We start from the raw sequence: 13,650 nt of genomic DNA on the forward strand, positions 1-13,650 counted from the left end.
GGCGTTTTTGAGCGTGATGTCGGCGCCCGCGCGTGATGCGGCAGTAGAGAGCGCGCTGCTGCGCGTGACGGGGCTTTCCAAATCCTATCTCGGACCGCAGGGTCCTCTGCCCGTGCTGCGCGGCGTCGATCTTACGCTCGGCGCCGGCGAGAGCCTCGCGCTGATGGGCGAGTCGGGCAGCGGCAAGAGCACGCTGCTGCATCTCGTCGCCGGTCTCGACCATGCCGATGGCGGCGCCATTCACGTCGATGACGCCGAAGTGACGAAGCTCGACGACGAAGGCCGCGCGGCGCTGCGCCGCGAGATTCTCGGCGTCGTGTTTCAGCAGTTCAATCTCGTGCCGAGCCTCACGGTCGGCGATAATCTCTCTCTGCAGGCGCGGCTCGCCGGGCGCTACGATCGCGATTGGCGCGACGCGCTCGCCGAGCGTCTCGGGCTCTCCGCTCTGCTCGATCGCTATCCCGAGCAATTGTCGGGCGGTCAGCAGCAGCGCGTCGCGGTCGGCCGCGCGCTGGCGCCGCGTCCTCGCCTCTTGCTCGCCGACGAGCCGACCGGCAATCTGGATGAAGCCACAGGCGACGCGGTGCTCGATCTTCTGCTCGAGCTCTCCGCCACGGCGGGCGCGGCGGTGCTGATGGTCACGCATAGCGCGCGGCTCGCTGCGCGGCTCGATCGCCGCGCCACGCTCGCAGGCGGAAGGCTGGCGCCGTGAGGCAATTCTTCTATGCGCTGGCGACGCTCGCCAGCCATTGGCGGCGACGCCCCGGCCAATTCGCCGCGCTGTTCGTCGGACTCGCCGTGGCGACGGCGCTGTGGAGCGGCGTCGCGGCGCTGAACGATCAAGCGCGCCGCAGCTATGATCGCGCGGCCGGCGCGCTCGGCCTCGGCGGCGCGCCGAGCCTCGTCGCGGCGAGCGGCGGAACTTTCGCGCAGGACGCCTTCATCGCGCTGCGGCGCGCGGGCTGGAAGGTCTCGCCGATTCTCGAGGGGACGATCCGCCTCGGCGACAAATCCATTCGCCTGCTGGGCGTCGAGCCGCTGACGCTGCCGAAAATCTCCAGCGACAAAATGCCGACGGGCGAGGATTTGAATGATTTCCTCGGCCCGCCCGGCCGCGCGCTGATCGCGCCGCAGACATTGCGCGCGCTCGGCCTCGTCGACGGCGCGACGCCGACCATCAGTGAAGCCGATCGGCTGCCGCCGCTCGCCATCGCCGAAGATCTCGCGCCGGGGATGATCGTCGTGGACATCGGCGTCGCGCAAAACCTGCTGCATCGGCCGGGGCGGCTGTCGCGCCTGCTGCTCGCCGAGGAGCCCACGGCGGGCGCGCCCACGCTCGAGTCCGTCATCGGCGAAACGCTGCGCCGCATAGAGGCGGATGAGGCGCCGGAGCTCGCCAAGCTCACCGAGAGCTTTCATCTCAATCTCACCGCCTTCGGCCTTTTGGCCTATGTGGTGGGCCTGTTCATCGCGCATGCGTCTTTTGGCCTCGCCTTCGAGCAGCGCCTGCCGATCATCCGCACGCTGCGCGCCATCGGCGCCTCCTTGCGCGCGCTCACATTGGCGCTGGTCGCGGAGCTGACGCTGCTCGCCCTGCTCGCCGGCGCTGCGGGAATGGCCGGCGGCTATCTCATCGCCGCGGCGCTGCTGCCCAACATGGCCGCCAGCCTCGAAGGACTCTATGGCGCGGAGCTCGACGGCGCGCTCGGCCTCGCGCCCTCCCGGTGGCTCTCCGGCGTCGGCATGGCGCTGATCGGCGCCGCGATCGCCGCGGCGAGCGGGCTGGTCAAGACTCTGCGCCTGCCGGTGCTCGCCATCGCGCAACCTTTCGCCTGGCGCGAGGCGCAGCGACATTGGCTCTACCGCCAGGCCGCGCTCGCCATTGTCGCGCTCATGGGCGCCGCCGCCGCGCTGCTCTTCGGCGAGGGGATGGAGGCCGGCTTCGCCTCAATGGCCGGGCTGCTGCTGGGCGCCGCGCTCGCATTGCCGCTGCCGCTCGCCGCAATGCTGCGGCTCGGCGAAAGACGGGCGCAGGGACCGCTCGCAAAATGGTTCTTCGCCGATGCGCTGCAGCAGCTCCCCGGCATCTCGCTGGCGCTGATGGCGCTACTGCTCGCGCTCTCCACCAATATCGGCGTCGGCTCCATGGTGGAGGGATTCCGTCGCACATTCGTGCAATGGCTCGACCAGCGCCTCGTCGCGGAAATCTATTTCGAGGCCGCGAGCGACGCGCATGCGCGCCGTATCGAGACATGGCTCGCCGCCCGTAAGGATGTCGCCGCCGTCCTGCCGCTGTGCAAGGCGAAGACGACTCTTCACTTCTGGCCGGTCGAGATCGTCGGCGCGCCGCCGCACGAGACCTTCAGCGCGCATTTTCCGCTGCTCGAAGCGCGCGCCGACGCGTGGCGCAGCGTCGCGCGCGGCGATTCCGCGCTCATCAGCGAGCAGCTCGCGCGGCGCCTTCGCCTCGCGCTCGGCTCGACCTTGGAGATACCGACGCCGACCGGCGATTGGCGCGTCGAGATCGTCGGAATCTATCCCGATTACGGCGCCGCCAAAGGCCAGCTCCGCGTCGATCACGACGCGCTCTCGTCGCGCTGGCCGGACGCGCGCCGGCTCGACTATATGCTGCGCGCGCGCTTCGAGACTGCGCCGGAGATCATGCTCGCGCTGCAAGCGGAATTCGGCGCGGGCGTCGCGCGCATCATCGATCAGGCGGCGCTGAAGCAGCGCTCGACCGACATATTCGAGCGCACATTCGCCGTCACCGCCGCGCTCGACGCGCTGACGCTCGTCGTCTCCGCGATTGCGCTCTTCGCCAGCCTCACCACGCTCGCCGCGGCGCGCGTCCCGCAGCTCGCGCCGCTGTGGGCGGCGGGCGTGTCACGCCGCAGCCTCGCTGCGCTGGAGCTCGTGCGCGTCACGCTGTTCGCGGCGGCGACGGCGCTCGTCTCCGTGCCGCTCGGCCTCGCTCTCGCTTATGATCTCGTCGCCATCGTCAATGTGCGCGCCTTCGGCTGGCGCCTGCCCTTTCACATTTTTCCATCGCAATGGCTCGAGGTCGTCGCGCTGGCGCTGCTCACCGCCGCGCTGGCCGCGCTCTTGCCCATTCGCCGTCTCGCGCGCATCGCGCCGGCGTCGCTGCTCGCGGTCTTCGCCAATGAACGCTGAAACGCTGCGCGCCCTTCTCCTCGCGCTGGCGCTTCTTTCCGCCGCGCCGGCGCGCGCCGCCGGATTCGCCGGTCTCGGCGACGACGCGCAGGGCTTCGCCGAGCCGCAGCCGGGCCATGCGCTCGCCTTTCCGCGCGATCATGGCGCGCATCCCGAGTTTCGTATCGAATGGTGGTATCTCACCGCCAATCTGACGGACGAGACCGGCAAAGCCTATGGCGCGCAATGGACCTTGTTCCGTCACGCGCGCGCGCCGCATGACGGCGAAGGCTGGGACAGTCCGCAAGCCTTTGTCGCGCACGCCGCCGTGACGACGGACGCGCTTCATCTCTTCGCCGAGACGCGCGCGCGCGGCGGCGTCGGACAGGCGGGCATCGAAGCGGCGCCATTCCGCGCGTTTATCGACAATTGGTCCTTTTCCGCGAAGGAAGCCAATCTCTCCGGCGGCGCAGTCTCCGCAGTCGCGCCGCGCTTTCGCTACACGCTCGCGCTCACCGCGGACAGGCCTCTCGCTCTGCATGGCGAAGCGGGCTTCAGCCGCAAATCGGAGAGCGGGCAGGCTTCATATTATTACAGCCAGCCCTTCTTCACCGTCGAAGGCGCGCTCGCGATAGACGGCGCCGAGCGCAAGGTGAAGGGTCGCGCCTGGATGGATCACGAATGGAGCAGCCGGCCGCTGGCGGCAGATCAGAAAGGCTGGGACTGGTTCTCGCTGCATCTCGACGGCGGCGGCGAGCTGATGCTCTTTCGTCTGCGCAGCGACAAGACGCTTCCCTTTATCTCGGGAAGCTTCATCACGGCCGATGGCGCGACGCGCGCGCTCATGCGTGACGATATTTTCCTCGAGCCTTTGGAGCAGGGCCTCGTCGCCGGCCGCCTGCTGCCGCTGCGCTGGCGCCTGCGCGTGGCGAGCCTGCATCTCGACATCGAGACGAAGCCCCTCAATTCGCAGAGCTTCATGAGCGTCGGCGTCGGATATTTCGAAGGGCCGATCACCTTTTCCGGCGCGCAGAGCGGCGTCGGCTATCTCGAGATGACGGGCTACTGACGGTTCGGCCTCGTTTCGCCGCCAAAGCTTGATCCGAATGTCATCGGCTCTATCCATACTGGGACGCTTTCTTCTGACGCATCGCTCGCGCTGGACCCGTTCCGGCGGCGCTCCGCCGAGGGGATTTCACGCATGTATCTATCGCCGACATTTTTCCTCGATCTCGGCCTGCGCACCATCGCGCGCAATCCGTTCTTCAGTCGCGATCGTCCCGTCCTCGTCGAAGGCGAGAGCGATTTTCGCTTGCTGGAAGGACAGGAAGGCCTCGTCGTCACGCTGGGGCCGAACACGGCCTTCTTCGATCGTCCCAATCGCTCCGTCTGCCGCTGGCCGGGCGTCAAGACGATACCGCGCCAGAGCCCGCACGAGATTCCGCCGCGCTCCTTCTTCGCCAATGAGGGCAGCGCCTTTTTGCAGATCTTCTGCGGCGGCGGCGACGTGCGGCTCAACCGCGTCACCACGCTCGCCGAGCAGCGGCAGATTCTCCTGTCCGCCGGCGACGGCAATGTCGTCGAGAAGATCGATCTCTCCGAGCTCGCGCGCGACGGCGCGCCTCCGCTGAAGTTTCTGCAACCCGCCTATCTCTGCTCCTCGGCCGAGGTGGCGATACGCTCGACGCCATGCGACGCCGCCACGATGAGCTGGGCGCGCGCGCCCTATGTCTATCGCGCGGAAGAGACGGACGACGCGGAACGGCAGGCGATTCTCTGCCTTTCCGGCCGCACCATGGTGTGGTGTGAGCGACTCGCGCCCGGCGAGAGCCGCGATTTCGCGCTTGGCAATGTCATCGCCGCCACGGAAAATATCGACTCCAAGCTGCGCCCGACGAGCCTGCGCCACCCCGACGATGCCGAAGCGAGCGACGAGGAAACGCCGATCGCCGTCGCCCCAAAGCCCGTGCGGACGCGCTTGCGCGAGTTCGTCGAGGCGACAGGCATTTTATTCGAATCGATGCGCGCGCGCGAAGGCTTCCTGGTTTGCGAATTGACCAATCGCTCCGACCGCCCCGCCTATGTCTATGTTCAGCTCAACAAGACCGGCTTCTACGGCGGCTCCGGCTTCGTCGGATTGATGGTGAAGCTCGTCTCCGCCTTCTTGCGAATGTCGCATCTGCCGCTGCGCGCATGACGCCTTATCCGCAATGACGCGCCAATGGCAGGCCATTCTCCGCGAGCACGCTGCGCAGATCGAGTCGAAAATGCGAGACGCCTCGCTCATTCGATCGTCACTTCCACGGTGCGGGAGGCGCCGGGGCGCAGCGGCAGGCGCGCTTGAATGCGGTGCGTTCCTGGCTGCATGGGCCAATAGACGGGCTCACCGGCGTCAGCGAGCCGAAACGGCCGACCGTCCACCATCCAGAGTATCTGCTCCACTGAGCCGGGCGCCGATGCGCGCAATGCGAGACGATTGAGCTTCGCCGGCAGCTCTGGATTGCGCCAGACATGCGTTTTATGCTCGGGCGTCATGATGGCGAGCTCGACAGTCTCGTCGCGCGGCGCCGGCCACGCGGCGATTTCCATTGCGCCGCGCGGGGGCGGCGCCTTCTGCGGCCTCACCCATTCGACCAGCGTCTCGCCACAGCGTCCGTCGCTGCGGCCGCCGGCGAGACACATTTCCACCGGAACGCGTCCCTGCGGCGCAGGAAACGACTCCGTCTCTATCTCGCCGGCCTTCGCGCCATGAATGAGCGTCAGCGCCGCATGCGCGAGCCGCGCGCTGGATGCGGCGCCGCTCAGCCGATTCATCGCGCCGGCGTCGCCCCGCCCGATCCATACGCCGACGATGGCCTTGCGCGAATAGGCGATGGTCCAGGCGTCGCGATAGGCCTGCGAGGTGCCGGTCTTCACCGCCACGGCGAAAGGATATTCGAGCGGCCCATAGCGCGGAAAGCTCGGCAGGCGCGCGAGCGGGTCGGCCAGCATGGAGGTGACGAGCCGCGCCGTGTCGCTCGACATCACGCGAATGGAGCGGCGCCGTCGCTGCTCTTTCGCAAAGACGAGATCGCAGAGCACGCCATCTTCCGCGAGCGCGCCATAGGCCCGCATCAAATGCTCGAGCTTGGTCGGCAGCGCGCCGATCGCCATGGAGAGGCCGAAGGATTCCGCCGGGGCCTCGAGATCATGCAGGCCGAGATCGTGCAGAAATTGAAAATTCGCCTCGAGCCCGACCCGGCGCATGAGATTGGTCGCCGGCACATTGCGCGAATTGGCGAGCGCCTGGCGCGGCAGCATCGGCCCGAGAAACGCGCCATCGGCGTTGTTGACGCCGGACGCGCCCTCGGGAACGTCGGCGACGAGATCGGTGGGCTCCAGAGCGCCGCGCTCGAATGCGAGCGCATAGACGAAAGGCTTCAGCGTCGAGCCCGGCGAGCGCAGCGCGCGTGTGAAATCGATGGCGCCGTCGCGCCAGTCGCGATAATCGGATGAGCCTATGTCCGCGAGCACAGCGCCCGTACCGCGCTCCACGACCATGAGCGCGACTTGCCGCGCGCCGGCGGCGCGCCAGAGCGCGAGATAGCGCCGCGAAAGATGCGCGAGCTTGTCCTGCAAGGAGAGATCGATGGTCGCGCCGATGCGCGGATCATGCGGCGAGGCGGACGCGATGAGACCTTCGCGCGCCAGCGCCTCATAGCGCAGCGAGAGATGCAGCGCATCCGGCCGCCGCGCCGCGCCGATGGGACGCAAGCTCGCGAGCTGCTTTGTCGCGAGCGCGATCTGCGCGGGCTCGACGAGCGTCTCGCGCGACAGAAAAGCGAGCGCGCGAGCCGCGCGAGCCCTCGCGAGGGCGAGCCCGCTCTCGCGAAAGAGATTCATGCGGCCGGGAGATTGCGGAACGGCGGCCAGCAGCGCGATCTCCGCGAGCGAGAGATCCTCGACCGGCTTGTCGAAGTAAAAACGCGCGGCATGGGCGATTCCATGGCTGCCATTGCCATAGGGCGCGAGACGCAAATAATGCGCGAGAACCGCCTCGTGACCATGACGCGCAATGAGCGCGATCCCCGTCGCCGCCTCCCTGATCTTGGCCCCCAAGCTGCGCGGCGCGGGATTTTGCATGCGCGCGACCTGCATGGCGATGGTGGAGGCGCCTTCGCGGCGCTTGCCTCCGACGAGATTGCGCCAGGCCGCGCGCAGCAGAGCCCGCGCATCGACGCCCATATGCGAGGCGAAGCGCCGATCCTCGAGCGCGAGCGTCGCGAGCGCGACGCGCGGCGGAATTTCGCGCAGCGGCCAATAGCCATAGTCGATCCGCGCCGCGTCGCGCGCGCCGATCTGCGTGAGAAAAGCGCCGTTGCGGTCATAGACCATCGGCGTCGGCCGCGGCGCGACGAGCTGCGCGCGCTCGAACGCCGTGTGAACGAAGAAGGCGGAAGGGAGCAGAAGCGAGGCGACGGCTACGATGACGAGCGACGTCCTTCCGAACGCGCGCCCCTTCTCCCGCCTGCGGGAGAAGGTGGCATTGCGGAACGAGGTCGGATGAGCGCTCGCAGGGCCGCGAGAGCCCTCATCCGGCTCACTACGTTCGCCACCTTCTCCCGCAAGCAGGAGAAGGAATCCGCGAACCTTCCTCACTTCGCGATTTCCACGCGCTTGCCGGCGCTCTGCGCTTGCAGGCCCTTCTTATACATCGTCTCGACGACGCCCGGCGGCTCGGTGAAAGCGCCCGCCGTCTGCGCCTTTGCGCGAAAGGCGAAGCGATAAGTTCCCTTCGGCAATTGGTCATAAGCGTAGAACACGCGATCATCGCCGAAGGAGACGCTGGTCGGCGCGAGCGTCGGCGCGCTCGACGGCTGCGCCTCGGCGGGCGCGGTCGCGAGATTGGGATTCAAAGGCTCGAAGCCCGCCGGCAACGGCAACGAGATCGCGACATGGGTGCGATCCTGCGGATTGACGAGCTCCGCCGTCTCCTCGATCACATCGCCGATGGCGAGCTTCGCGACGCCATTCTCGGCCGCGATTTTTTCCAAAGGCGCATCCGCCTTGCCGACGCGCAGAATATCGCGCGTCAAAGCGAAGCCTTCGCTCACCGGCAGAGCCTTCGCGCCGCTCTCTTTCGGCTCATATCGCGTCTCCACCAGCGCCACGATCGGCGCAGTTCCACGATTGACGATCGTCAGCGCCGAAGGCGCCGTGCTCGTCTCCCGCAGGACAGGATTATTGGCGTCCAGCGTCAGCGTCCGCGGCGGCGCGCCCTCCTGCGTGAGCTCGATCTGCAGAGGCGATTGCGGACGCCGCCAAATCTCGGAGAGCGCGTCGATCGCCGCGGCGGTGGCGTTGGTCGAGCCCCAGCCGTCGCCCTCGCCCAATCGCAGCAGCGCGTCGCGCAGCAGGCCTGCGCGCGGATCGGTCGGCGAAGCGATCGTGACGGCGCGCAGCATTTCCGCGAGCGAGCGCGTCTCGGAAGGGAGGATGATCGGATTGCCGCCGTCCGCCGCCTGACCCGCATAATATTGCGCGCCATTGCGCGAGAGAATCTTCACGCGGCTCCACAGCGAATCGAGCAAGGAGTCGACGATGCGCCGATCACCCGATTGCGCGCGCGCGGCGGCGCGCGTCAGCTCCGCCACGCTGGCATTTGCCATGAAATCGGCGTGGCGCGCCAGCTCGGCCACATAGGATTCGTCGAGCTTGCCGCCCTCGGCCAGCGCGATCAGCGCCTCGACGCGCTCGCGCAATTCCTCGCCCGAGAGCAGGCGCGGATAATCCGAGCGCAGCGACAGCTTCAGCACATTGGCGAGACGATCGGCGAGCGGCTTGTCGATCGGCTCGCCCGCGCGCTCTGCGCCGACGAGGAAGGAATAGGCCCAGGCGGTGAGCGACACATTTCCGCGCGCGCGCGGCCAGAAGGCGACGAGCCCATCGGCGTCGACCGCCTGGTCGATCGCGTGGATCGTGTTGCGCACATCGCTGGAAAGACGCGTCTCGAGTCCGGCGGCCGAGAGAATCGGCGTGAAATTTTTGAGCGCCAACGCCGAGCGCGCGAGCGAGAGGCGCTGCTCTGTGCAGCCGTAGGGATATTCGACGAGCGCGTTCAATCCCGCGACGAGCCGCACCAGAGCGGGATCGCCAGCGAGCGTGACGTCACGGCGGAAGGAGCCGGGCCGCGCGGCGTCGGTCGCGGCTGCGAGGGCCTTGGTCTCGCCCGCCGCCATCTCGACGATATCGTAGCGCCGCACTGGCAGACGGTCCGGCCTGATCGGCAAGTCGATCTCCACCGCATCGCGCGCATGGTCGGCGTCGCGCTCCACGCGAAAATTCAGCTTCGCGCTCTCCTTGCCGGGCGCGGGTTCCGGCACGCTCGCGCGAACGTCTATGCGCGCGGGCTTGCTCGCGATCCAGCTGAAAGCCTGCGACGCATTGCTCGCCAGCGTCAGCCCCTCCGCGGCGATCGAGGCTCTGCCGCCGCCGCCAGGCCCCTCGACGATGCGCGCGAGAACGGACACATCGAGCGTATCGCCCGGCCGCAGGAAACGCGGCAGCATGGGCTGCGCGACGAGCTCCTGACGAATGAGCATCTCGCCCGTCGCATAGCCGAAGCGATCGGCGCCGCTCACCGCCTTGGCGCGTAGCTTGAACACGGTGAGCGAGTCGGGCAGCTTCACCTTGATTTTGGCGATTCCATCGGCGCCGACTTTCACGCTCGGCAGATAGATCGGCACGGGCGTGAAATTCTTGCGCACGCTGACATTGGTTTCGGCGCCCCATTCGTCGAGGCCGGCGTCGCCGCCGGGAATCTCCTCCAGCGGAATCTTGCCGAAGGCGAGATTGCGCGTGTCGCGCGCGGCGAGCCTCGTCTCGCGCTCGACGATGAAATCCGGCAGCGGATCGAGCGGCCGTTCCTTGGCGAGCGACAGCACCGCCTGATCCACCATCCAAAATGTCGCTTCTCCGGCGAGCGGCTTGCCGAGATCATCGGAAAGACGAAGCGTGACCTCCACCTCCTGCCCGGGCCGGGCCTTCGTCAGATAATCGAGCTTCGCGGTCACGATATTCTTGACCGGCGTCACCTCGATCCATTTGGTCGCGGCGATCGTCACCGGCTTGCCCTGGTCGATATTGGAGGCCGGCGCCGGCGCGCTGTCCTTCAAGCGCCCGCGCATGATGAGGAAATGCACGGCGAGCTTCGGCGTCTGCTCCTTGCGCAGTGCGAGCGTGTAGCGCCCGAAGCCATTGGCGATGTCGATGAGCTGATAATCGAACACGCCATTGGGCTGCTCGACAATGGCGAGCGCCTTGGCGCTTTGGAACGGCGATTGGACGATGAGCGTCGCCGTCTCGCCCGGCGCATAGGATTGCTTGTCGGTCGTGATCGTCGCGGTGGAAGCCGGCGGACGCTGGAAGGTCACGGGCGTATCGCCGCCGACGAAGAAATCGACGCTCACCTGCTGACGTCGGCCGACGCGATCATAGGCCTCGAGCTGCACGACATAGACGCCGGCCTCGCGCGCCTCCAGCTCTATTTTCTGCGCCTCTTTCGCGCTCGTCAGCCTGCGCTCGAGGAGCGTCTCCTCCATCACCTGCGTCACATATTTCGCCGCGCCTTGCGCGAAATCGGAAGCCTGCAGCGTCGACACCCAATTGCGCTTGATGAAACGCATGGTGACGGGAAGCCCTTCCACCGCCTCGCCTTTGCCGTCGAGCGCGAGAAATTCCGGCCTCACCGCGCCGGGCCGCTCCACATAGCGCGGCAGCTTCAGGCCGAGCGCGAAAGGCGGAACGGCGATGACATTCTGCACATTGCGCACCTCTACTCCGTCATCGCCGGTGACGGTCGCCTCTATCGAATAGCGCCGCGGCTGCGCGGTCGGCTCGATCGTGGTGTCGAAGGTCATGCGCGCGGCGCCGCCGACGTCGGTGCGCGCGTCGCGCTCCAGCACTGGCGAGGATTTGAACTTGCCTTCGCCGGAGAAGCGCGCGTCGCTCGAGAAGAGGAAGCCTTCACGTCCCGGCGGCTGAAACACCTGCGGAAATTGCACGGCGCGCCATTTCACCGGCCGTTCCGCGACGAGACCGCCGGCGAAATAGCGCGCGATGAGATCGACATTGAACTCGCCGTCGAGCGGAACGATCTGCGGCGCATTCAGCGCCACCTCGAATGTCGGCAGCCGATAGGCCTCTTTCTTGAACGAAAACTGTCCGCAAGAGGCGGTCTGCGGCGCTTCGCCCTCGGCCTCTGCGCTTTCGCTCGGCTCCGCCTCATCGCCTTTCGTCTCGTTCTTTTTCGGCTTCGCGCCATCGGGCTCGAAACGCAGCGAATAATCGCCCGTCGCCGGCGTCTGCGCGTCGAATTTGTGATAGAAGCTCCCGGCTGCGTCGAGCTTCACCGGAATGCGCCATTCCTGATTGCCAGGACCAGATACGACCAGCGTTCCGCCGGCTTTCGCAATGGCGAGAGCGCCATCGCGATAGGCGCGCACGAAGCCCTTTACATGCACTGCCTCCTCGGGCCGATAGATCGGCCGCTCGGCGAAGACATGGCAGAGCGTGCGCGATTCTTCCTTGCGCGGCTCCTGCGGATTCGCGGTCCAGGCGAGCCAGGCGCCATCCGGCTTCGTCCAATTCTCGTGCGCATATTCGGAGGGGCCGTCATTGGCGTCCAATACGAGCGTGTCGAGGCCTTTGGTCACGACGATGCGGCGCACATCGGCTTCCGCGCGCTTGCCGGGATCGAAGGCGAAGAAGCCGGAATTGTCGGTGGTCCCGCGCGCGAGCGTGACGAATTTCGCGCCCTTCACGCCTTCGAGCCGCACTTCCGCGCCGGAGACGGGCTGCGCAGTGGCGAGCGAGGTGACGACGAAACGCACGCGCGCGCGCTCCTCTATCGCGCTCAGCGACAGATCGGTCACTTGCGCGCGCAGCCAATGGCGCTTCTTCTCGTCCACGGCGCGCAGGCCGACGAGATAGGTTCCCGGCTGTCCGGCGCCGGCGATCTTGGCGAATTCGCGCGAGAGATCGAGGCCGAATTTCGCGTCGGCGCCATTGCGGCGGATCGGCAGATCGAGCAGCGCCGAAACGGCGGGTGAGCCCAGCGCCTTTATGCGCGCGGCGATCGCCTCGGCCTCCGGCGCATCGGCCTCGCCCCAATGCACGGGCTCATTGCCGGGCAGCGGCGGCGCGGCGCTGTCCTCCGTCTCGACGCCGCTCTTGGGAAAAGGCCAGAAGTCGCGCGCCAGCGGATCGATCGCATGAATGCGAATATCGGCGCGATCGTAGCCGCGTCCGCGCAGCGGCAGCAATTGCGGGCCGAAGCGCTCGACCAATCCTTGCGCGGCGTCCCATGCGAGCGCCGGCCGGTCGCGATCGAAAGCGAAGCGCAATGCGAAGCGCGAGGCGAGCGCGCGCTTTCTGACGTCGCGTAGAGCGCCCGGCGCGAGCGCCAGCTCATAGACGCGATCGGATAGAAACTTGCCATAGACATTGAGGCGCTTGTGGTCGATCTCGACAGAGAGATCGTCGACCGGCGGCGAGATGCGCAGCGCCTCGCGCGCGCGCAGAATGTCGATCTCGCCCGGCTGCTCGGTGAAGCTCAATGTCAGCCGGCGCCGATTGGCGGGCTGGTAATTGGAGACGGGCGCGGAGTCTTCCTCGCCCTCCGACGCGGCCGACGCCGGCGGGACGGCGTAGCCGAAGGCGCAGCGCAATACGCCATCCTGCTTGTCGTCGCTCCAGCCGCGGCCGCAGCTCGCCTCGGTAACGGCGAAAGGCGCGGCGGAACGCGCGCGCAATTCGAAAATCTCATCGTCGAGGTCCGGCTCGTCGGCAAGCTTCAAGCGCAGGATCGCGACGCGTCCATCGTGAATCGACTCGCGCAAGCGAATGGCGACGCTCTGCGCGGCGTTGCGATCGGCGCGTTCTAGCGGACGAACGTCATAGTCCTTCGGCGTCAGCAGCTGTCCGCCGAGCGGAGAAATTCCCGGCGCAGGACGCAATTCGATCGTCAGCAGGCGCGCCAGCGCGGCGATATCAACGGGCTCGGGAAAAGTGAGCGTGATCTGCTCGAGATCGGCGATCGGATCGGCGCTCTCGGTCGGATTGGTGGAAGAAGGCGTCGGCAGCAGCGCGACGAGCCGCGTCGCGGCGGCGCCCGCTTCTATATCCACACGCTGCAGCGGCTTCCACGGCTCGGCGGGACGAAATTGCAGCGCGCGCGCGCCGATCCAGCGCCATTCGCCGGCGGGCTCGCCGGAGAGCTTGGCGAATTTCTCATGCGCGTCTTCCGGCCCGCCGGCCTTGGGGCCGATGTCGCGATCGAAGAAGATGGTTATGGGATCATAGCTGCGCAGAAATTTGTCCGGCACGATGCGCGCGCCATCGGCGCGGCGCAATTGATCGAAGGACGCCGGCTCGGCGCGCAGCGGCGCGGAGACGGAAAGACCAGCGAGAATGAGGAACGCCATCGACGCGGCGACGATGGAAAAACGGATCGAGAAGCAA

The 13,650-nt window shown here is 67.3% G+C and carries 6 protein-coding genes; 4 read left to right on the forward strand and 2 right to left on the reverse strand.

The features are described from left to right. Window positions 1–16 precede the first annotated feature (16 nt). The 4 genes from GYH34_RS00260 (at window position 17) to GYH34_RS00275 (ending at window position 5,347) form a co-directional block, all read left to right on the forward strand. Entirely contained in the window at window positions 17–712 is a 696-nt protein-coding gene (locus GYH34_RS00260; RefSeq protein ID WP_174242430.1) for an ABC transporter ATP-binding protein, read from the forward strand. Next, window positions 709–3,171, forward strand: coding sequence for an ABC transporter permease (locus GYH34_RS00265; RefSeq protein WP_161911851.1), 2,463 nt, complete (start codon window positions 709–711; stop codon window positions 3,169–3,171). Before GYH34_RS00260 ends, GYH34_RS00265 begins: the two co-directional genes overlap by 4 nt. Then, on the forward strand, window positions 3,161–4,219 hold the full coding sequence (locus GYH34_RS00270) for a lipocalin-like domain-containing protein (protein ID WP_161911852.1): 1,059 nt from the start codon (window positions 3,161–3,163) through the stop codon (window positions 4,217–4,219). Before GYH34_RS00265 ends, GYH34_RS00270 begins: the two co-directional genes overlap by 11 nt. Window positions 4,220–4,351: 132 nt before the next feature. Next, the gene (locus GYH34_RS00275; protein WP_161911853.1) at window positions 4,352–5,347 is read left to right on the forward strand and encodes a hypothetical protein; all 996 of its coding nucleotides are present in this window, start codon (window positions 4,352–4,354) and stop codon (window positions 5,345–5,347) included. Window positions 5,348–5,433: 86 nt separating this feature from the next. Here GYH34_RS00275 and GYH34_RS00280 read toward each other — a convergent pair whose 3' ends face one another. Continuing rightward, on the reverse strand, window positions 5,434–7,524 hold the full coding sequence (locus GYH34_RS00280; protein ID WP_161911854.1) for a transglycosylase domain-containing protein: 2,091 nt from the start codon (window positions 7,522–7,524) through the stop codon (window positions 5,434–5,436). Window positions 7,525–7,784: 260 nt separating this feature from the next. Continuing rightward, the gene (locus tag GYH34_RS00285) at window positions 7,785–13,613 is read right to left on the reverse strand and encodes an MG2 domain-containing protein (protein ID WP_161914824.1); all 5,829 of its coding nucleotides are present in this window, start codon (window positions 13,611–13,613) and stop codon (window positions 7,785–7,787) included. Window positions 13,614–13,650: the final 37 nt, after the last annotated feature.

This window comes from Methylosinus sp. C49 (assembly GCF_009936375.1).
In the GTDB taxonomy this organism is placed as follows: Bacteria; Pseudomonadota; Alphaproteobacteria; order Rhizobiales; family Beijerinckiaceae; genus Methylosinus.